Source organism: Fulvivirga ulvae (genome assembly GCF_021389975.1).
GTDB classification, from domain to species: Bacteria; Bacteroidota; Bacteroidia; order Cytophagales; family Cyclobacteriaceae; genus Fulvivirga; species Fulvivirga ulvae.
Window position 1 is genome coordinate 4,635,109 of the sequence record NZ_CP089981.1, and the last position, 23,440, is coordinate 4,658,548.

Here is a 23,440-nt window from a genome sequence, read left to right on the forward strand (position 1 = left end):
TAATCTATAAGTAACTAATTGGATTTGTTACAGTTTCTGATAAATTGAGTGCAAAGGTAGTAAATTTTTTACTTAATATCTCATTAATTAATTCTTTTGTAAATACCTCGCTTTCATAATGCCCGATGTCTGCAATCACTATCTTATTTTCAGCATCAAAAAATTCATGATATTTGAAATCAGCAGTAATAAAAACATCTGCTCCTTTGCTAATAGCACCTGGTAATAAAAAGCTTCCGGAACCTCCGCATACAGCTACTTTCCTAATACTTCCGGTCAATGTTTTTGTATGCCTGATGCACGCTAAATCCATGCTATTCTTTAAATGTTTTAAAAAGTCAAAAGGTTCCATTTCCTCAGTAAGTTCTCCGATCATCCCGGAGCCAACTTCCTGGTGGCTGTTGGTAAGCGAAGTAATGAAGTATGCCACCTCTTCATACGGGTGTGCCAGCTTAAGTGCTGACAGTACTGTTCCTTCAAGGTGCGAGGGAAGTATCATTTCTACACGGTCTTCAGTTACTTCTTCCTGTAGATTAGCCCGGCCAATATGAGGGTTAGCTTCTTCATTGGGTTTAAATGTACCGGTACCTTCAACCCTGAAGCTGCAATGTGTGTAATTTCCAACATGGCCGGCTCCTGCACGGTGCAGTGCTTCCAATACCTTTTGTGTATCATTTTTTGGAACGAACGTGACCAGTTTTGAAAGTATCTGCTTTTTTGGAGCTAGCACGCGCGTGTTTTTAAGCCCGATCTTGTCACATATTTTTTTATTCACACCATTAAATACATTGTCCAGATTGGTATGAATAGCATAAATGGCTATATCATGCCTGATCGCTTTGATAACAGTCCGTTCCACATAATTCTTACCGGTAAGTGATTTCAACCCTTTAAAGACTATGGGGTGGTGTGCAACAATCAAATTGCAGTTTTTATCAATGGCCTCCTGCACTACTTCCTCAGTTACATCAAGTGTTATCAATAAGTTGGTAACAGGTGTGCTGCTATTGCCGGTGATCAGCGTGGCGTTGTCGTAACTTTCCTGGTAAGCCGCTGGTGCAACGCTTTCTAAATATTGGATTATGTCTTTTATTTTAGTCATAAATAACCAATTTTGCGGTCATTCAAAGTTATATAAATTATTATATCCGGTAAGGCATTCATGAATTTTTTAGGGATTTTACTCTTTCCATTTACTTTGATCTATGACCTGATCACAAGGTTTAGAAACTACCTATACAACAGCGGGTATAAGAGGTCGTTTGAATTTGAGGCCAATGTCATATCAGTAGGTAACCTTTCAGTTGGTGGAACAGGCAAAAGCCCTATGGTAGAGTACCTGATCCGTTTGTTTGAGCAAAAAAAAATAGTAACTCTTAGTCGTGGATATGGCAGGAGTACGCGCGGTTTTCGGCTGGCTTCCGACGATGATTCTCCCAAAACTATTGGAGATGAACCTTACCAGTTTTACAATAAGTTTAAAGACATTAGTGTTGCCGTGGGGGAACAAAGGGCCATTGCCATACCTTTTATACTGGCAGAGCTGCCTCAAACAGAGGTCATACTACTGGATGATGCCTTTCAACACAGACCGGTAAAGCCCAGCCTGAATATTTTGCTTACAGATTATAATAAACCTTTTTTTAAAGATTTTGTATTGCCTTCCGGGAGATTGCGGGAAAGCCGCGGCGGAGCCCGGCGTGCTGATCTGATTGTGGTCACCAAATGCCCGCAACAGATTGATTTTAAGTATTATGAAGATAACATCAGAAGGTATAATAACCGCGCTCATATAGCTTTTGCTTCAATAAAATATATGAAACCGGAGTGTATCTCTGGGAGTAAACCTTTCAGCAGTAAGGTATTCCTTTTCAGCGGCATCGCAAATCCAGAGTCATTGAGTGCATATGTTTCATCGCAATATCAGCTTGTGGGTGAGCACTATTTTCGCGATCACCATCGTTACAGGCTTGAGGATATCACGATGTTGATCAGAGCATATGAGCAATCGGGAGAGGGTGGGTGCCTGATCACTACGGAAAAGGATATGGTCAAATTATTGCCTTTCATCAGAGAAGGTCATATTAAAGATGTTCCTGTCTTTTATTTGCCGATTGAAACGGTGTTTGAGAAAGGTGGCAGGAGATTTGATGAAACGGTTTTGAATTCCCTGAAGGCTTATTCTTATTAGTAGTTTTTACTTAGTTTTGCGTGTGGATTTGAAAAAAGTAGTACTTATTTTGTCAGGCCTTAGCCTGGTTGCCCATATTGGTTTTTCACAGATCGTAATTCCCGAAGAAGAGGAAGAGACTGAACGCATTGGCTCCGGTATACTGGATGACTCTACCAAACAAATATACGGACCGACTACCACCCGTTTTACCCTTGAGGAAAATATCAAATATAATAATCCGCATTACTGGAATATCGATACTACAGTACTGAACCTTCACAGGTATCAATATGTAGCCAGGGAACGTAACTTATACCAGGATCTGGGTAATATAGGTACTGCTATTTCACCTATTTATCCGAAATTGCCCCACCGGATAGGTGCTACTTCAGGGTTTACTGTTTATGATATGTATTATGAAGGGCCTGAAGCAGTCAGGTACTATGATACTAAATCACCCTACTCTATGTTTGGTGTGATCTGGGGTGGCGAAGGCCGCGCTATTACTGATGCGAAATACAGCAGGAATATCGATGAACGATCCAATATAGGTATTGACTTCAAAGGCCTCTTTATAGATAAGCAAATACAAAGGGTAAGGAGAGGAGACAGGCATGTTGAGGGTATTTATTACCGGGGTTATGGCAGCTACAGTACTAAAAACGGTAAATACACTGCACTTGCAAACTTCATCAGGAACCGCCATCAGGTGGATGAGTATGGTGGGATTTTATTGGAGTCAGATACGCTCCCTAGGTCTGCATATTTTGACGAAAACAGGCAAACCATACTCACGGAGGCTGGTACCGACGAGCTTCGGACTAATTACCACCTGTACCACCAATATAAGTTGAATGATTTTATTCAGCTGTATCATTCCTTTGATCGCTATAAGCAACAAAATGATTTTCTGGATACACCAGACACTACCTCTGCTTTTTATGACTTTTATGAGGTTGATTCTACTGACACAAAAGACAGATCAAAACTGACTTATATTCAAAATGAAGTGGGAGTGAAAGGTGATATTGGCAAAACATTCTACAATTTCTACTACAAGGCCAGAAAGGTGGATTTTGAGTACAAGTATATCGAAGAAGATACACTGGGCTTTGATACGGATTATCTTGAAAATTATGCCGGATTTAATCTGCGTTTTGGAAATGATTCTGTAAGCTATATCAGTGCCTATGGCGAGTACATGCTTGGAGGAGAGTACAAATTGGGAGGTGAGATTAGAGCCCCATGGTTTTATGCGGAGGCAATCAGTGTTAAGTACACTCCGGCGTATATTCAAAATGCATACCGCGGAAGTCATGATGTGTGGAAGAATGATTTTGACTCTCCTATATCATCAAGCCTCCGGGCAGGTTTGAACCTGAAACTAGGCCCCGTAAGGCTGATGCCTTCCGCCGAGTATACTCTCCTGACCAATTATATTTATTTCAGGGACAACAATGCTACCGAAGGGCAGCGGGTTTTGCCTGTACAAACTTCGGGTGACATTAATCTGTTGAAAGGGCAACTTGACCTGAGCGTAGATTTCCTAAAGGTATTTAATTTTAATACCAAACTTATTTACAGCAATGTATCCGGCGGGTCGGCGGACGCGATCAGTGTGCCCGAGCTATTTGGAAATGCCCAGGTATATTATCATGAAATTTTGCTGGATGGAAACCTGGAGTGGCAAATAGGGTTTGACCTGCACATGAGAAGTGCATATTATGCCCAGGCTTATGACCCTATAATTATGCAGTACTATATTCAGGATGAATTCAAGGTTGAGCCCTATCCCGTATGGGATGTTTTTCTGAACGCCAAGATCAACAGAGGCAGGTTCTTCCTTAAATATAATAACATCGTCAGAGCGTTTCGCCCTACGGGATATTTCATGACACCATACTATCCGGCACAGGATGATATTTTTGATTTTGGATTTAGCTGGTCTTTTTACGATTAATTGATAATGGATAAACACGTACTTGGCTTAGAGCTTCCTACTGACCCGCGATGGGCGAATATTGCAGAAAAGAATATTGAGGAAATACTCATTGACCATGCCTACTGTGAACAGAAAGCTGCTAGCTCGTGTATTTCGCTCATCGTGAAGTTTCCGGAGAAAAAGGAGCTTGTTGAAATGCTGACCCCGGTGGTAGCTGAGGAGTGGAGTCATTTCGAGCGCGTTATTGAAGAAATGAAGAAGCGGGGCTATACCCTGGGACCAATGAGGAAGGATGAATATGTGGCCCGGTTAAACAAAATTGAGAAAAAAGGAGGAAGCAGGGAAGAGCAACTCGTTGAAAAACTTTTGTTAAATGCACTTATAGAAGCAAGAAGCTGTGAGCGATTCAGGCTGCTTTGGAAGAATATTAATGATGAAGAACTTCAGAAATTTTACTATGAACTGATGGTTTCTGAAGCAGGGCATTATAAAAACTTTTTGCAGCTGGCCAAAAGCTACCTGCCGGAAGAAAGAGTAATGGAGAGGTGGCGCGAAATACTTGCCGCTGAGGCAGAGATCATTAAAACGCTCGAGGTAAGGGGGGACAGGATGCATTAATGGCTGCGCTAAATGGTAATCGGTAAAAAGTAGTTTTTAGTTTATTTACCAGTCATTGATCACCACCAGAAGCCCGCCATCAGGTCTTTTGTTTCTTCTTCTTGGCAGCGGGGAACAGGATGTTATTCAGTATAAGGCGGTAGCCGGGAGAGTTGGGATGCAGGTTAAGATCAGTCGGCTCCTCGTTAACAAGGTGCTGATAGTCTTCGGGATCATGACCGCCATAGAAAGTCCAGAAGCCTTTCCCAAATACGCCGTGAATGTATTTAACTTCTTTAATTGATTTATTTTCACCCATAATCACTACGTCAGGCTTCACAAGGTTCTTTTTATATCCGGTAGTTTGCCCATAGAACCCCTTAAGCACCCGTGTATGATTTTGTGTAAGCATGGTGGGGATGGGGTCCCATTTTGCAGAGAACTCAAACAGGTTGAAGTAGTCGTTTTCTTCGCGAAGGCCTCTTTCAGAAAACTGATTGTCAATATTCGAGAACTCATATTCGTAGGGATCTCTGGATATCTTAAAATTATCAAAAGCGAAAGTGTTTTCAAAGTTTAGCTTCTGCTGGGCCGTAGGGTCTGCCGGGTCACCATCATACATACGCTCCACTATATCAATACCTTCGGCAGCCAGAGCAATATCGTAAGTGTCGGTGGCTGAGCACATGGCAAATAAGAAACCGCCGCCACTCACAAATTCTTTAATGCGCTTGGCTACAGCCAGTTTAAGGTGAGATACTTTGTTAAATCCATGCTTTCGGGCTGATTCTTCAAATTCACGCTGCTGCTCTATATACCAGGGTATGTTTTTAAAAGAACGATAAAACTTGCCGTATTGTCCTGTAAAATCTTCGTGGTGCAGGTGGAGCCAGTCATACTTAGGCAGGTCTCCTGCCAAAACCTCGTCATCGAAAATCACAGTATAAGGTATTTCCGCATAGGTCAGCACAAGGGTTACTGCATCATCCCAAGGCAATTTACTTTTTGGGGAGTAGACGGCAATTTTAGGAAACTTCTCCAATTTCATAATGTCCGTGTTGGATGAAGGGCTTGCTATATTTTCAATAATTGAGTTTGCCTGCGCATCGGAGATCACCTGATAGCTAACTCCTCTGATAATCAATTCATTCTCAAACTTTTGATAATATTTACACATAAAACTTCCGCCTTCATAATTCAGAAGCCAGTCCACTTCGATGTCGTTTTGGAGTATCCAGTAAGCTATACCATAGGCTTTTAAGTGATTGGATTGTTTTTCATTCATCGGAATGTAGATGTAGCTGGCGTAGGTATGGCTAAAAATAGTAAGTAACAGAAGGATGGTGAAAACAATTCTTTTCATGTGTACGAGTTTATTCAACGGCCGGACAGGACCATATTCTATATTTTATAACCTTCCTGTATGGAGGGTTGAAATTTCAACTTTCTAAATTACCGATAAAACGCGTTATCAACTAATCAGATAATTTGTAAATGTATGAACGATATTATTAATTACTTTAGTTTCGCAAAAGTAGGATTTCCATGGAATTACAAGAAAATATAAAAGAAGGATTAAAGTCGATTAACGCAAATCTGCTAAGGACTATTCTTACAGCATTGATCGTGGCCATAGGTATTACCAGTCTTGTAGGGATCCTTACGGCTGTTGATGGAATCCAGTATTCGGTAAAAGACAGTCTTGCCGAATTGGGCGTAAATACTTTTGACATCTACTCCAAAAGGAACCGGGGTGGAAGGCAACAGGGAAAAACAGAGAGGGTAGCTCCACCATTAACTTTGAAAGAGGCAGTCAGGTTTACAGAAGTATATAAGTACCCATCCAGTGTCAGCCTGTCAACATCAGTATCCTGGAGTGCTGAGCTAAAACATGCATCTAAAAAGACTAATCCCAATGTATGGGTGGTAGGTGCCAATGAGGAGTATGTGGCCCTGGAAGGGCTCAATATTAAAAAGGGAAGAAATTTCTCCAATATAGAGGTACAGTATGGCACCAATGTGGCGATTATTGGTCCTGATGTGGTCGATGCCCTCTATACTGATGACGAAGATCCTCTTAATACAGAGATATCTATGCTTGGAGGCAAGTATAAAGTGATAGGTATACTGGAAGAAAAGGGGCAGATCGGGGGAGGAAGCGGGCCTGATAATTCTGTTATTATGCCCATAATCAGCGCCAGCAAAATGTCGTCCGACAGAATGCTTAAATATAGCCTGACGGTTGGCATTGATAATCCGGCTGAAATGGACATGGCTATGGGAGAGGCTACCGGTATCATGCGCAAGATCAGGCAGGACAGGCTTGGGGAGCCGAATTCTTTTGAAATAGCCAAAAGTGAGTCGTTGGCAGATGCCATGGGAGAGCTGTCAGGTATATTAAGAATTGCCGGGTTTGTTATAGGTTTTATTACCTTGCTGGGTGCATGCGTGGCTCTGATGAACATCATGATGGTTTCCGTTACAGAAAGAACCAGGGAAGTAGGAGTAAGAAAAGCTTTGGGAGCCACACCACTTAGGATTCGTCAGCAGTTTATCATTGAAGCAATCGTGGTGTGTCTTTTGGGAGGCGTGGCAGGTATTATACTTGGAGTGGGAATTGGAAACCTTTTTGCCAGTATTCTGGGTATTGATGGGTTCGTTATGCCCTGGGTTTGGATTTTAGTAGGGCTTGTGGTTTGTGTGGTAGTTGGTTTGATATCCGGGTATTATCCTGCAAATAAAGCCGCTAAGCTTGACCCTATTGAATCTTTACGTTTTGAATAGATTATTACACGTGATTTCGATACATTTATAATCAGGTCGGGTTTTCTTTAATTTTTTAGGTTATTGATACCTGTTCTTTTTGTTTAACACTGGATTATTCATTAAATAGTACCTGACTATTGATGAAAAGGTTTGTTTTCTTTAGTATCTGGCTTTTGATTTGTGGTCCGCTATATGGCGGGGAAATAGTGCTTTCCGGTACATATCAGGGTAAGTCAGTGTTTGTGCAGAACCCCTTTAATCATAGTAGGAATACCTTTTGCACCAGGGAAGTATTTGTCAACGACAGAAAACTTTTCGATGCCCCTCAAATATCAGCTTTTAAAATCGACCTGACCCACCTGCAACTCAATGATCTGGTAGTGATCAGAATAACCTTCGATGACGGGTGTATGCCCCGGGTGGTCAACCCACAGGTAATACAGACCCCAAAACGGTTTCAATTTGTTTCAAGCCAGTCTGACAACCAGTCAATCAGCTGGGTTACGGCCGGAGAGGTACCGGGAGGGCAGTTTGTTATTGAGCGCTATGAACACAGCAGAAAACGCTGGGAGGTATTCAGATCTCTGCTATCCAAGGGGCGTTTGGACAATAATCAGTATGCAATACTGGCTGATCACTATACCGGAGAAAACAGGTACAGGATCCGCTATGAAGATCCTGAAGGGGCTGTAATCTATTCGTTGGAACTGGATTACACTTCTACAGAAACTCCGGTCACTTTTTATCCTTTAGTTGCCACCACCAAACTTACCTTTTCTGACTCAACCCGTTATTCAATTACTGATTATTATGGCAAGCTTGTAAAAGAAGGGGAAGGTATGCAGGTCGATATTTCAGACCTGAGTCCTGGAGAATATTACCTCAATATTCAGAACAGGAAAGAGAAATTCGTTAAAAAATAAAATTTTTAATGCAGCGGAAAGAGTTGGTAGTACAACATGCCATTCCATGAGAGGTCGGCGGTACTTTTACATGGGGCTATAATTAATTATAATCACGGGATAAAAAAAGCGGCTGCTTCGATTCGAAACAGCCGCTTTGTATTGACTTTAGTGGTTTTTAATTATGGATGATCATTATTCTCTTCCTTTCAAAGTATCCATCTTTTGTTTCTACCTGCACATGGTACATGCCGGCAGCAATATTCTTAGTGTCAAGATCAAACCTGCCTGAGTCTGCCTGCTTATCAAATATCACTTTACCGAACATGTCAAATACCTTTATAACAGGTTGTTTTAAGCTGCGTGGCAATATGATTGTAAGCTTGTCATGAGCAGGGTTAGGGAAGAGTTCGAAGCCTATGTTTATTGGTGAATTGTCTAAACCAGTTATTTTATCAGGGATGGTGATGTTATCTAAAATACTGGACTGGTATACTTCACGGGTGTCCTCATCCTGGATGAATGCTATGATAGCTACTGACGCGGGATTATAAAAATCCAATTGAGGTATCCAGGAATGGTTAACATTTATAGTTTCCCCCTGAGCTATGGAATTTGAAACTTTTGTACCGGAGGCTGAGGGGAGCATTTTCCTAAGTACAAATTCAAAATCCTGCTCACCACTGGCAACCTGGGTTAGTCCTGCCTGCGTCAGGTCGACCGATTTTTCAACTACTGCAATATGAACTACCGAATTGGGAGCAATATCAACAAGAGCAGTGAGCGCAACGGAAATATCCACGGCGCCCCCATTTGCAGCTGAGGATATACTGATATCAAATGGTGCATTGTTTAAGGTCCTTATCCCATACTCCTTAGCACCCCATTCTGAAAACAGGGTACCCAGGTCTTCTCTGATCACACCATCAAGTCTTGCTCTTGGAGTTTGCGCTATGTTGTAGTACAGCGCTCTGGCACTGGGGTCAGCCGTGTTAGTGGCATTAAAAGGGTCATCACCCGGAAAAGCAGTATGGTAGTTTATTTTTACCAGCTCTGCCAAACCACCCGGGTTAAAGGTTTTGAGGAAATCAGCTTCTGCCCTGGTATTTTGGGTTTGGGCAGTATTTGTGAAGTTTTCTACAAGTACTATTCGGGTCCTGTTGCCAATAAAAACATTATCAATTGCAAAACCATCGGGTTTACTAACTTCTGCAGATCCCGGAGTACTTTTGAAAGTGAACCTGAAAATAACATTCGACCTGTCAGTCACCGGAATGTCGTCCAGCCTGTGTTTAGAGTTGACCCAGCCGTTATCAGCCCCAGACCAACCGTAAAAACCTACAGCCTGATTGCCAGGGTTTGATGAAATATCCCGCTGGTTGTACCAGTTAATTCCTGACTGGATACCGTCATCAAAGTTACCCAGTCTGACCCATGGGCCATTTATGCCATTAATGGAGTATTCAAGTATTACACCATCTTCCTTATCAGCTGTGTTTGTCCAGCTATCAAAGGAAATCATGGGACGGTCCAGACCAGAAATGTCAAAGCATGGGCTGTATAAATATGATTGCTCATTTTTGTTGTAAGGGCCGTTTAGGCCGGTTATCCAGATGGTATTGCCGTTGTTGTCGCCAGGTACTATGTCCTGGTTAGCAGGTGTACCAAATTCCCAACTGGAATTACTGCCATTGGCTACCCATCCACTGCCGTCATTTGATTCGAAGTTTTGGAAATATACATCTGCATTGCTGGCTGCTTCCTGCGGTGTGATAACCACATTTTTGCTTAGTTCATTTACACATCCATTCTGGCTTTGTATTTCCAGTGCTACCGTATACAATCCGGGAGCTGTGAAGGAGTGATCGAAATTATCTGTAATTCCCGGAGCTGTTTGTGTGCTCTCCGTGGTACCATTAACTTTCCATCTTATACCTTCCAGGTTGATTCCTGTGGTATTTTTTGTAAAGGTTATAGGCGAACCGGATTCAATGCAGCTGGTATTTACAGTAAAATCAAATGCGTCGAGTTTTTCAACAATAACTTCAACTGCGGGACTGAAACAGTTGTTGCCGCGGAATACCTGGGCTACATAAAACTGATCAACAGTACCAACCCCAGCGATTATATTCTGATCGAGTACCGGGCCTGTCCATATGGGTGTTCCGTCGGTATCGTTGGTTTCAAACCACGCAAAGTCTACTCCGCCGGGCACTGTATTGGTAATACCTTCAGCTCTTATTTCAGGTATATCGGTACCAATAATACAGGCACTTACGGTTGGAGACATATCTCCGTTAACAGCCGGCGCAGTAGGCTGGTTAAATATGGCAACTTTCAAAGTGTCACTGTTGGAGCAGAATTTGGAATTTCCAATATTCTGGTCGAATGTATAGATAAGGGATAGTGTATCTACATAAGTGTTGACGTTCATCGGGAAATTTTCCGGATGAAAGAAGAAGTTGCCCCCTTGCTGAATTACGGTATTTGTACCATCGTTTATGTCATAATCAGAAGTGAAATGGAATGTATTTGTACCACTGGCCAGGTCATTATTAGGAATAAGTTGCACCGGGCCGTCTGCCGAGCAATAAACTCTTTGATTTCCTTCAATGGAGAATAGCGGTGTTGGTGCCCTGAAAACGGTTGTCTTTTGGCTTCGGGACTGTATGCTTCCCAAACTGGTCATATACCTGTAGCGAAGTTCCAGTTCCAATGAATTATCCAGCTCCGGAATACTGTCTGCAGCATTGGAAGGAACAAATACAAAGGGGCCTAAGGCAGTGCCACTCGTGCTTATCAACCCTAGTCGTTCTGCCTCTGCAGTACCGCCATCATAGCTGAGTGAGCTGGTTGTATTAATCCTTATATGCATAGAAAGAAGTGTTTCACCCGGATTCAGGAACGGGTTAAGCGTAGCTGTTTGCGGCTCATCTTCACAATATTCGGTGTCCAGGTTGCCGATGAGGCTGCTGTTATCGAACACCTCAAAGGTTTCACTACCAGTGGTTTCACATCCGTTGTTATCAACATATACATACTCTACGAGATAGCTGCCAAGAGTCAGGTCTTTAGAGTCGAACCACCATCTGCCGCTTTCTCTGATCACACCGCCGTCATTGCTATAAAATTCTATATAAGGAGGCACGTTCAATGTGCCTTCTGCAATAGTATCAATATTGGCAGGTGGGGATAGCAGGGCAAGGCGATACTTATTTGTTTCACCCTGAGCATGGTTGATCTGAGGTGTAAATGTTGCCGCGGGCTCTTCATTAACAGTTACGGGTAAAATAATCGGATTGCTCAGGCAGCCGTTGGCATCTTCTTCCACCACCTGAACATTATAACTGCCAGCAGTAGTGCCCCAATCTACAATAATAGTGCTGGTACCCTGACCTACAAAGCTTGTACCCCCTGCTGTTGGTACCGTCCATGAATAGGTACTGCCGCTATTATTACTTACCTTATACAGTACCGATGACTCTGCCAGACAAACCTCATTGTTAACAGGAGGTTGAAATGAATTAGTTGGGAGAGGGATAAGGTTAATGACCAGATTAGAGGTTATCCCTGCTCCGCAGCTACCACCTGTTGGCGTTAGTGTTACTTCCGCAGACTGGTTAGCCTGCTCTGTTGGACTGAAAGTGTAAACAGGGTTGGCAATGGTCTGGTCTGAGAATTGAGAATTACTTGCACCGGTTACAGTTTCCCAAAGGTATCCGGTTGAGTTCCCTGATACTGTCCCGTTGAGTTGAACCTGGGCAGGATTTGAACCGTCCCAGCAATAATCAAGAACGTTCCCAAAGCCTCCCGGGTTGGCGGTAGCATTTGAAACAAAATTAATGGTTAACACATCAGTTACTTCGGAGCAGGCAGTAGGGTTACCTGTAGTTGTGATAGTAAGGCTAACCGTGTTGTTAAAAATATCCTGGGTGCCCACATGATATACCGCATTCAGATTAGTACTTGTTGCGGTACCACCATCAAAGTTCCCACTGCCATTTGTAGACCAGATAACGCCTCCGGCATTCGCGCTGAAAGATGGACCCGTTCCCAATGTTGCTGCATTTAATGTGATGTCCAGTCCATCGTCCAGACAGTACTCAAGCTGGCCGGACGCATTGCCACCTGCTTCTACTGTAGGCCTTTGGTTTAAAGTTACGTTGTACGAACCGGTAAGCTGCCCGACCGGAACATTACACCCGTTTGCATCTGTAACGGATATCAGTGAATATGTATTGAGCCCTATGGCAGCAGGATCCACAGTGATATCTGTTCCGCTTGTATAACCGTTTACGCTACCCAGGGAGTAGACTATATCATATGGTGCGGTGCCTCCCCTGATATCAACTTTTATGGTTGACGTTTGAATAGGGCCACTGGTACAGACCGTACTGTTGTTAATACTACCTACTGAAAGCACAGCCTGTGATGGTCCTATTTGCACAGTTTGAGTGGTAGTGATTGTTACCTCAGGATTAGAGCCCGGGGCAGAGCCATCATTTTTTGTAAGGTCCAACGTGCCGCTAAGAGAGGTTACTGAGCCTGAATAAGAAGGCACCTCCACAGTAAGCTGAGTATCACTATTGGTAACTATAGAAGGAGAGTTGACACTTCCCCCCGTTCCGTTAAAAGTTACTGTGGTCACACCTGTTAAGAATGATCCGGTGATGGTTATGGTGCCACCGACACAACCAAAAGAAGAAATACCTGTTACCTGGGGCGGTGCATAGGTAGTGAAATTCCAGCTTGTATTATCACTGATGCCTGCAAAATCGTTTCCGGCAATGTCCGTGACTACTCCGGCCTCCATTTGAATATAGTAGCCTGTACCTTGAGCAAGAGGAAGCAGCGGAGTGGCTGTGAACTGGTTAAGGGCTGCATTGAAGGATAGCAATGAAATATCGAAGGATTGTATCAGTGCATCAGAAGCATTGAACAGTCTGATAAAACCAGAGCCAACCTGTACGTCTTCGTTAAACCTGAATACAAGGCTGGAACCTGTAGGGTTGTTAAAAGAGTTATCAGCAGGGCTCAGTGTTAAAAATTGGGGAGGCGTACTGTCTATTACATAGGTTTCACCACTGTTAAAAAGTGAATTGTACAGATTACCGGCGAGGTCGTTTATAGTTGCTGCAGCCGGTACGGTGAGCTCTAGTGTGCCTGTAAGGGTTGAAAGGTTATCCACCGTTACCGTATAAGTATCTCCGCTCCCGGTAACTGTACCTACGGTGCCTAACGTGGCAACGAAATCTGAGGCATCTACATTTACCACACTTTCATTGAAGATAACTTCAAAAGATACACTGGCTGCATTAGTAGGAGAGGGATCAAGTCGATTGATCTGCATTACTATGGGAGGACTGTTGTCTATAATGTACGTTGTCCTTCCGGTAGAGGAAGAGACACTGTTCCCGGCTTCATCTGTAGCTGTAATAGTTACCGGAGCTGTTTGGTTGATTGATCCGGGTACGTTCCAAAAGAAGGTCCATGTTTTATTGTCAACTTTTACCATAGCGCTGTTGGTTACAACTGTACCTATGGTTATAACTGGTGGGACTGATTCGTCAATGTTATGATTTTCAGTAAAAGTTACCGTGATATTGACGTCATCAATATTTCGAACGATGTTATCGCTCTGATCGTCTGCGATGTTTGCGATCGGTGCCTGACCGTCAATAAATACATCATTACTTATGGCATTGGCCACAGCGCCCAGGTCCGGATTATCTGCAATAGTCAGAGCACCATTGTTGGGTTGGTTGTTGTTAAATGAGGTATATTGAAAGTTGGCAGGAAAAGTAAGTGTGCCGCTTGTAAATGCCGTGGGAGAATTAATCATGCTAAGGGCATCAGTGTTAGTGACGGTTACAGCCGAGTTATAGTCAAGGTCAACAATATTGTTAGCATCCCTTGCCTCAAGCTGTGGTTGTGGAGTTACATTGACATCAGGCCTGTATAGCACTGGCGGTTGTGTGGTAAAAACCAATTGAGTAGCCACAACCTCGATGGTATTATCGCCTGCATTCAACGATGATGTAGCACCTCCTGCATTGGCTGTGGCAAAGCCTGATGAAGCAGAACTGGCAGTGGCCGAGGCTACAGTGAAGCTAATCTGTGTATTGTCAATTACAGAAGTAGTGAAGCTTACCCGCAACGCAAAAGTAATGGACCCATCAGCAGGAGCGGTAATAGAAAGAGCAGAGAATGTTACCATATTGCCTACCGGGGCTACTTCACCAATCTCATCATCAAAATTTCCGTCCAGGTTATTGTCTACATAAAGCGCTACGCTTCTGATAAAGGTTGGATTATTGATGGTGAATGCGATATCAGTGAGTTGTGTACCGAAAATATCACCATCTGGTGCGGTGCTGCCTCCATCTCTTACATCAAATCTTGCTATTTCCAGACTTGTTGCAGCTGTGGTAATGTTAGCAGCCTGATGGTTGGTGTAAAGAATATCTGTAGGAGATACAAAAGACGCATTGGCGATTACATCAGAGTCAGTTGCAGGACCTGTTATGTTGAAAGTTGCAGAAGTAGCATTGCTGAGAGCAGGAGCCGGGTTTGTAGTGGATAACGTATGTCCTGATCCTGCTGCACTATGAATAATGTTGCTATAAGTACCTAAGCCAGCTGTAAAAGTAGCTGATGGAGTTGATGCCAGGGTACCTGTTGAAGTCAGGTCTACGGAGCCGGTGTAGTCCAGGTCGCGGTTATTGTTATCGTCTGCTGCCTGTACGGTTACCGCAGGGGTCATAGGTGACTGTACAAAAGTATTTCCAGGCTGATTTACAAACTGAAGTTCGGTAGCGACTACCGTTACTTCATTATTAGTGCCACCGCTGGCATTAGAGTTTGTTGAGGTACCGGCTCCGCTTCCCACCTGCATTCCGGATTGGTTTGCATCGGTGATCACGTCAACATTTGAAAGTGAAAATGCAAAATGCAGGCCATCTATGGTAGCAGGTAAAGTGCCTCCCAAATTAGATCTGAGCCATATATAGAGTGTATAAGTTTTTGAATTTCCTTCGAATATTTCACCCAGCTCGTTGGTGGTCCCTCCAGCATCATCTCTTAGTATATTTGGGATTATAATACTGTTACTGTTGATGATGGCTGCACCATGGTCACCATATACTGCCGCATCACCGTCACCAAGTTTTGCTCCTGCTATGGCCTGTGTCCAATCAGTTATTTCATTACTGCCACCTACCGGGCGGAAGGTCATTTGAGAAATATCTGTTTGTTCTCCGTCAGGTCCCGTATCTGTGATGGTAAATGTAAAGGCGGCAACACGTTCACCTTCCGTGTCTGCCAGTGAAGATATGGTAACAGCACCAGAACCATTGGTAATGGTGGTACTGTTGTCAGATGCGGTGGTGGCCCGGCTTCCGCTAGCTGGACTGATAAGGTTATAACACTGGTTGGTATTGTTATACTCGTAAATGGCAAATTGATAGGTATTGCTTGGGTTTAGTTCGGTTACTGTTACCGAAGAGCCCGCTCCCTGGAAAACCGCCCAGGTGCCACCGCCGGATTCAATGTCTTCTGCTAGTGTAATATTCGGATTGGCGCTGTAGCTGGTCCCATTTGTTGGAGCGATTGGTGCTGCTCCCTCTTTAACAAGTACCAATGCTCCACTGGATGTGCCGGAGGGTGTCCAGTTTACCTGGATGGAATTAGCATTAAAGGCTGGAAAGGTAATATTACTGGCTTGCCCGGAAGGTGCCGAACAATCGGTAATGCCGGATGTTTCGGCGATCATACCGTTGGTCCTGTAGTCAACGCTTGTAGAATAATTGGTGAATGGGTAGATTCTGAAGGTATAATCAGTAAATTCGTCGAGGCCTGTCCATGTGTATGTGTTTGTGCCTGACTGGTGGAGGACTGTAACAGCACCATTAGCACTTCCTCCTGAGAAGTCAAAGTCATCAGCAACCGGTGTTCCATCAATAACACTGGTAAATGTACCTCCGGAAGTTTCCCGGGCCACAATTAAGTAATATTCGGGTAACTGACCTGAGGCAGAACCTGTCCAGGTCAGTTCCAGGGATGTTGCCGTTGTGTTGGTAATACTAAAAGCGGTCGGGTGGTTGGAGGGTGTTCCCAATACTTCAGCAGTAATGGTCGAGTTATCTGCAGGTAGGTCAACATTTGTGCCTTGAGTTTCTATGGCACCACCTGCAATAGCTACATAGTAATTTCTGGATCCGAAAAAGTTGTTCCCCAGGTTATTATCAGTTGGGTTGATGGTGACTGTCGTTTTTCCTGCATCTATGGTGGCCGTAAATGGAACATCGGTACCTGCGGCATTATCGAATTTTAATGTGAGCATTGTAGCCAGATCACTATCGGTGAGCGTGCTTCCATCTGATTTCTGCATGGCCTCGCTGAAAGTAAGCGTTATATTGGAAGTTACGGGAGCTGCAAGTACGGTACCTGACGTTACATCGAATGATACCGAAGGTGCATCATCGTCAGTGATGCTGGCAGTAACCTGCTGAGTGCCATTTTCAGTCCCATTGCTGACAGCATCAATATCTACTATTATACTTTCACTACCTTCTACATCGCCATCGTCAACTCCTGTAAGAGTAATGCTTCCGGACATGGCTCCGGGGTTTATCACTATACTATTACTACTGGCATCATAGTCGGTACCACTTCCGGTTGCTGTACCGGAAAAGGCCAGGTCAATAGTTATAACTCTGCCTGATACGGTGGCCAGTGTTGCAGTTACCATGGCCACTCCTCCATTTTCTGCCAAAGGTGTTCCTGAAATGCCCAGATTAACGTTAACAGGAGGGTCATCATCATTAATAATTGCGATTACGGACTGGGGAGTTGACTCTGTGCCGTTTGTTACTGCATTAACCTCTACAATTACACTTTCATTACTTTCGTCAAGTGCGTCATCCTCACCGGTTATCGTCATGTTGGCAGAGGCATTGCCCGCTGTAATTACAATACTTGTTGCTGATGCCGTAAAATCACCTGGCGAAGATGCTCCCGAAAATGCAAGGTCCACGATAACATCAAGCTCTGATAGTGGGCTTATGGTTGCAGTTACAGTGGCTATGCCACCATTCTCTGCCAGTGGAGTGCCGGCAATTCCCAGAGTTACATCCGGAAGGGATTCATTGTCTGCTATGTCAACATTTGCAGACGTTGTTGTGCCCAACGTGACTCCGGCACTAGGGTTTGATATGGTTATGATAGCTGTTTCCGGTCCTTCGTATATGGGATCTTCTTCAATTGTAAAGGTAATGTCACCTGAGTTTGTGCCGTCGGGTATGGTTATAGCTGTTCCACTAAGGGTGAAGTCGGTTCCGGTGATGTTTGTTCCTGTGACATTCACATCCACGGTTTGGTCACCAGTGACATTAGCGGAGGCCGTTGCAGTAACGGTGATCACTGTTGAGGAAGCTTCTGACCCTGTACTTGCTGATAATGAAAGGTCAACAGTTTGTGCTTTTAGCACCGCGGAGCAGAAAATAAAAAATATGATGATGAAGTAATATAAAGCCTTTTTCATATAAACACGTGCTATGGTCAAACACAGTTAGTTAAAGTTGAAAAATATCAATTTCGGGTTGATTTATTGTTTTTAAATATTTCCCTGATTATCTGTTTTGATAAGTACCATGGTGTCAACGTCTCCGAATTCAGTAGTGCCAAGCACCAGGATATGCCCCGTGGAGGTTTCCAGTACTGTACTGCCGGTATCCATATTAACGCTGCCAAAAATTCTGCCGTTGGCGTCTCCACCGGTCCAGAGAGGTGTGCCAAACATATCCGTTTTAATAAGATAAAAATCACGCTCTCCGCGTCCATAGCTATCGGTTGAGCCAAGTATTATTAAACCTCCGTCATCAGTTACTGTTATTGCTTCTCCCGTATCACTTCTTGGGCCACCAAATGTTATGGTTCCCAATAGCTTACCATTTTGGCTAACTCGGGTCAATAAAATATCCTGATCACCGGCAGTAGTATTGTTCGTAGACCCTATAATAGCATAGCCGAATGGGGTGCGCTGAATGTCAAACCCCAATTCATTTTTACCATTATTGAGGCCTATGGTTTCATCAAAGAATGCATTTTTTGAGTTAGGAGGCGTGGTTATGACTCTGATGTCATTTTCTCCGTTCCGGGTGGTGGTACCACCCCAGGTTACGTTGTTGTTTTCATCAACAATGATAGTTTTTGAAATGTTGGCATCATCACCAATACCATAGGTCTGGTACCAGATCTCGCTAAGGTCTGAACTATTTATCTCAGCAAGGTACATGTTTTCCGGCGCCGTGTTTCCTTCAATTGTTGCCAGCACAAAATAGTTGCCCTGATCCGTAGCCGTTACGGTGTAACCATGTAGCGAAGCACCGCTAAAGCTGATACTCTTGCCTGCAATGGTATTTCCGTTTTGGTCTACGGTAAGGAGGAACATCTTGGTAAGCTCTTGGTTTTCTTCCTCATAAATACTATCGCCCACTACCAAGTAACCGTTATTGATTTCAATGATTGCTCTCCCCATAAGATTGTTGTGCGTTTCATCTGTCTGGTTTTCAGGGTAGGTTCTATCCCAAATCACATTACCATCGACGTCTGTTTTTACCAGTCTGATTTTTGATATTTCTTCATCGCCTGCAGCTTCGGCCAGGGTAGTGCCTAAAAGTATATAGCTTCCGTCAGAGGTTTCTTTCACGTCATAGGCTATATCGGAGTTAATACCACCATAGTATTTGACGAAAGTTTCTGTCTCGCCGGCAGAAACATCTTCTTCATTAGCGCAGGAAACTGCCAAAGTGCTTATGATCAATATAATAAACAGTCGATTCATTAAATCTTAATTGAGTTTCTTGGGATTATATTTTGGTAGCAAATAGCCGAGTGAAACAGAAATACCGTTGAGTTTGAAGTCGTCATCCACGTAGCCGTAATCAAAAATAAGCTCCTGATTGTTAAGCCTGTTTTCTTCCTTAACCTGGTTAAGAATGCCGTAGTTGAATCGTGCCTCAGTAATGAAATGGTTTTTTCCAACTTTTATCTTTATGCCTGCTCCGGCAATTGCAGAAAAATTTATCTGATTTCGTTGGTTTGTCAGGTCTACGGTGGCTCCCTCAAAGTTTTCAATACTGGTTTGGGTTTCTCCTTTAAAAGATGATGACAGCAGATAGTTGGCAGATCCTCCCAATAAAACGTAAGGGTTAAACCTTCCCTTTGCAAACTGATATTGTACCGTCACAGGTATGGCTATCCAGGTTTGTGTTTCTGTAATCTCCTGAGATTCAATAAACCGGTTTACTGAATCTACATTAGAGAAACTATTGTTGTAATTCAAGTTATAACCTGCCAGGGTGAGTTCGCCGCTTAGGGTCAGGTTCTTTTTCAGTATAATCTCTATCATGCCGCCAACCACATATCCGGGGGCAGGTGTATATTCACCCATAGTGTTTCGCTGGTCGTGCACGCCATAGTTAGTCATCACGTTAACCAGGGAGATGTTTCCTCCGCCTTTCACTCCATAACTAAAAATGGGTGTGGTCCTGAAAGTGTTATAGAGGTTAATAAACTCAGCCGGATCAGCCTGTGGATTGATTTGGAACTGGTTGTTGTGACGGAGCAGGGCGAGCATACCTTCGTCTGCTTTTTCTGCCTCGTCCAGGTATAGATAGGCCAAAACCAACAGACGATAGGCTTCAGTTTTTTCATCATCGGTAAATCCATTTTTCAGGCAGCTTTCCAGTAAAGCGGGCAGTTCGTGAATACGCCCTTCATCGTAAACGGTACGGGCCTGTCTCAGTGTTTGGGTACAGACAGTCTGTGCCTCGGAATACAGGCTTATCAAACAAAAAAATACTGCTAATGGTAAAATTCTAATCATACACTTACTCGTTTGATGGGAGGTTTTCACAAGTCCTTTCATACTTAAGGTCCGGGTCATCACCCACATAAGTTTTCCATTCTTCATCATTCATATTGCGCTCAATCTGATCACATATTTTATCCGCCATGGTTTCTATTTTGGTTGGCCATGCCCGTACTACCGTTTCCTGCGTGCCGGCAAGAATCTGTTCATCGTCAGGGCTAAAAGCTATGGTCCAAACCCAGGTGGGGTGATCAGAAAGTGTAATAGGCTGGGCATTCAGATTTTCTCTGTTCCATAACCTTACCGTCTTATCCTTGGAGGCGCTGGCTATGAATCGTCTGTCTTTACTGAACTTGATGTCATTTATAGGGGAGATATGGCCAATCAGCGATTTGACAGGTTCACTGGAGAAAAGCCTAAATGTTTTGATCAGCCCCGATTCATCTCCAATGGCTACTACCTGATCAACCGGGCTTATGGCTACAGCCCACAGCCGGGTGTTGTTACTATAGATTTCAGAGCTTTTGTAGTTATTCTCAACATCGTAGAGCATTACCTTACCATTGTTTCCAACTCCTACCAGCCATTTGCCGTCACTGCTCAGGTCAATATCATTAAGCCTGAAGGGTACGGATACAATCTCGTTAACAGAGGTCAGGTCGCTATACTTTATACTTTTACCTTCATTATCCAGGGCAATTAATCCCTTATTATCAGGGGTGAACAATAAGTTCCAGATATCACCCTCAAAGCCGCTGATCTTTTTAGGGGCACTTTTTATATTGCTCAGGTCAAACAGCTCCAGGAACGAACCTTTATTGTCTTTTTCAAATTCGCCACCTGCTGCCAGCCATTTGTTATCACTGCTTACGGCAAGAGCTCTGATGATCCTGCCGGACTTATTATTTCTGATGGTGTCGGCCACTCTGCTTGTTTCCTTCAGGTTCCATCGCAGAATTTTGCCTTGGGTATCAGAAGAATAAATGTAGTTGCCGTTTGGGTTGGATACTACAGCGCGAACACCCTTATCATGCCCTCCCAAACTTTTTACCAGAGGGTCTTTCAATGATTTTAGTGCTTCATATAACCCTTCGTATATATCATGATCATATTTGTCGCCTTCATTATTGGTATTGAATGTGTATGCCTGCTGAGCAAGCAAACCCTTAAGTGTGGCCTGTTCATCTCTCATCTGTGTCGACTTAATAGCCATGGCTTTAGCTATAGCTAAATACCTCAAACGGTCGGCTTTAGCCTTAGCAGCAATCGCGGCCTTTTCATTCTCTATGGCAATAATGGCGTTATCTTCTGCTATTTTTTGTGCGTCAATAGCAAGTTTTTCATTATTTTTTGCCAGTGTTTCACCCGCTTCGGCCCTCAGTCGTTGCTCCTCAGCTTCTACCAGAGCAGACTCAGCTCTTTCCTTTTGAATCTCAGCTCTCTCTTTTTCCTGTTCTGCTCTTTCCTGTTCTTTTTTTGCCAGTGTGGCATTGGCAGTAGCTTTCTTCTCGTTTTCCTTGGCTATTTTTTCCTGGACCAGTGCTTCATTCTTATTTTGTTCTGCTTTTAACCTCTCAGAGTCGGCTTCCGCTTTTTGTATAAAAGCATAAATCAGAAACATAATAGAAATTACAGTGGCACTTGCCAGTATAAGTGCTGTAATTCTTGCATTACGAAGTCTTCTTTTTTGCTGAAGTTCTTTAATACGCTGCTCTGTTTCGAACTCTTTTTTTGAATATTCGAGAAAAACCAGCGTTCGCTCAAATGCCGGATGATACCTTTGCCCCCAAATAAGGGTAGGTTTGTGCTTGGCCTGCCAGTTCAGTGCAAGCTGTAAGTCTGGCGGACGCCAAAGACCTGCTTTACCGACCTGGTACATACTGGCAGCTTCAGAAAGCCTTAGGTACATCTGTACGGCCTCAGCCTCATCATCTACCCAGTTTTTTAACCTTGTCCAAATTCTCATTAAGCTCTCGTGCGAGATATCTATGATGGATTTGGAGTTAAGCTCCACATGATGGGCGGGAGTAAGTAATGATCGGCTGGGCTCCCGGAACTTGTCAATAACATCGATCACTTCCTGCTCGGATACATCAGAAATTGCCGCTATTTCTCCAAGTCTTGTTGGTCTTCTTATGCCAAAATTCTCTCCGCGTTTTTCAGTAATAGCCTTAAAAAGCGACTCGCATATATGTTTCTGGGCATCACTAAGTTCGTCGTAAGCCTCATTGGCGTGCATCGACAAGGCCTCCGACATTGTACCTATGGCTTCATAGTGCTTAATGTCAACCAGTTCATCTTCATAGTCTCTGTAGTGGCTCCAGTAACTCCACGTACGCATAAGGGCGTGCTGAAGGATGGGGAGCTGGTCCGGGTTATCTCCCAGATCATTAAGCAATTGCTGCGTTAGCCTTTGCGTAATTTTTGCACCACCTACAGCTACCGGGCCTTCTATGGCTCTTCTTTTCTGTTCCCGGGTCATCTGAGGGATCAGGTAATGGCTGTCGTTGATCTTTTTTGTGAGATCCGGGAATTGCGCACAGTCACCAATAAAGTCGGACCGCATGGTAATGCCAATATAAATAGGCACATCTGCGTAGTTAATAGCCTCTATCAGCAGATTGACAAAGGCCAGTGTTTCGTTGACAGTGCCGGCATCGGAACTGTCTTTGAAGCGGAACAATTCCTCAAACTGATCCACAAGTATAAGGTAATTTTTATCCCGGCTTCTTTTGGACTGAAGCACCGCCTCAACGAGCCCCAGTGAACTACTCCTGAGGAGGGTAGTTACAATGGTTTTCTTGATCTTCTTCTCTTCAGGATCGGCTACAAGGTATGATGAATCAGATTGAAGCAGGGATTCTGCAAGATTTTCAATAGGGCCGGCTCCCGGTCGTGTAACAATAACTTCCCAGTCCGGACTGGTATCTGTAAGGAAACCGCCATATAGGATCGGTAACACGCCGCAATAGATAAATGATGATTTACCACTTCCTGAAGGGCCTATAACTCCTACAAAGCGATGTTTGGACAATTTCAGCAGCACTTCGTCACTTTGACCTTCCCGTCCGAAGAATAGGTGGCTCTCATCAATTTTAAAAGGCCTTAACCCTGGAAAAGGATTAACTGAAGTAGTGGTTGATCGGGGAGTAAAGCTAGGTTTTTCTTTCGCGATATCGCTCATCGTG

General features: G+C 43.7%; 11 protein-coding genes. 5 read left to right on the top strand and 6 right to left on the bottom strand.

The annotated features are described in order from the left end of the window. Positions 1-4: 4 nt before the first annotated feature. Positions 5-1,102 carry a Nif3-like dinuclear metal center hexameric protein gene (locus tag LVD17_RS19730; RefSeq protein ID WP_233760732.1) on the bottom strand — a complete coding sequence of 366 codons (1,098 nt, stop codon included), beginning with the start codon at positions 1,100-1,102 and terminating at the stop codon, positions 5-7. 60 nt (positions 1,103-1,162) lie between these two features. Here LVD17_RS19730 and lpxK point away from each other — a divergent pair, with 60 nt between their 5' ends. From lpxK to LVD17_RS19745, 3 genes are read left to right on the top strand one after another with little or no spacing between them, the layout of a single operon-like run. Beyond that, positions 1,163-2,191 carry a tetraacyldisaccharide 4'-kinase gene (gene lpxK / locus LVD17_RS19735; protein ID WP_233760733.1) on the top strand — a complete coding sequence of 343 codons (1,029 nt, stop codon included), beginning with the start codon at positions 1,163-1,165 and terminating at the stop codon, positions 2,189-2,191. Positions 2,192-2,213: 22 nt separating this feature from the next. Continuing rightward, positions 2,214-4,133, top strand: a complete 1,920-nt coding sequence (locus tag LVD17_RS19740; protein WP_233760734.1) for a putative porin — start codon at positions 2,214-2,216, stop codon at positions 4,131-4,133. A 6-nt stretch (positions 4,134-4,139) separates the two neighbouring features. Continuing rightward, entirely contained in the window at positions 4,140-4,733 is a 594-nt protein-coding gene (locus LVD17_RS19745) for a MiaE family protein (RefSeq protein WP_233760735.1), read from the top strand. A 79-nt stretch (positions 4,734-4,812) separates the two neighbouring features. Here LVD17_RS19745 and LVD17_RS19750 read toward each other — a convergent pair whose 3' ends face one another. Further along, positions 4,813-6,075, bottom strand: a complete 1,263-nt coding sequence (locus LVD17_RS19750; protein WP_233760736.1) for an asparagine synthetase B — start codon at positions 6,073-6,075, stop codon at positions 4,813-4,815. Positions 6,076-6,257: 182 nt separating this feature from the next. On the opposite strand from LVD17_RS19750, the gene LVD17_RS19755 reads away from it, so the two are divergent. Next, positions 6,258-7,496, top strand: coding sequence for an ABC transporter permease (locus LVD17_RS19755; protein ID WP_233760737.1), 1,239 nt, complete (start codon positions 6,258-6,260; stop codon positions 7,494-7,496). 122 nt (positions 7,497-7,618) lie between these two features. After that, positions 7,619-8,401, top strand: a complete 783-nt coding sequence (locus tag LVD17_RS19760) for a T9SS type A sorting domain-containing protein (protein WP_233760738.1) — start codon at positions 7,619-7,621, stop codon at positions 8,399-8,401. Between the two features lie 157 nt (positions 8,402-8,558). Here the strand turns inward: LVD17_RS19760 and LVD17_RS19765 are convergent, their stop codons facing one another. The 4 genes from LVD17_RS19765 to LVD17_RS19780 all read right to left on the bottom strand — a co-directional run bounded on the left by LVD17_RS19765 (position 8,559) and on the right by LVD17_RS19780 (position 23,436). Then, complete coding sequence (locus tag LVD17_RS19765; RefSeq protein WP_233760739.1) at positions 8,559-17,921, bottom strand: Ig-like domain-containing protein; 9,363 nt, start codon at positions 17,919-17,921, stop codon at positions 8,559-8,561. 72 nt (positions 17,922-17,993) lie between these two features. Next, positions 17,994-19,223 carry a hypothetical protein gene (locus tag LVD17_RS19770; RefSeq protein ID WP_233760740.1) on the bottom strand — a complete coding sequence of 410 codons (1,230 nt, stop codon included), beginning with the start codon at positions 19,221-19,223 and terminating at the stop codon, positions 17,994-17,996. Positions 19,224-19,229: 6 nt separating this feature from the next. After that, the gene (locus LVD17_RS19775; RefSeq protein ID WP_233760741.1) at positions 19,230-20,267 is read right to left on the bottom strand and encodes a porin family protein; all 1,038 of its coding nucleotides are present in this window, start codon (positions 20,265-20,267) and stop codon (positions 19,230-19,232) included. Positions 20,268-20,271: 4 nt separating this feature from the next. Beyond that, positions 20,272-23,436: an nSTAND1 domain-containing NTPase gene (locus LVD17_RS19780; RefSeq protein WP_233760742.1), complete on the bottom strand. Its 3,165-nt coding sequence runs from the start codon at positions 23,434-23,436 to the stop codon at positions 20,272-20,274. Positions 23,437-23,440 lie beyond the last annotated feature (4 nt).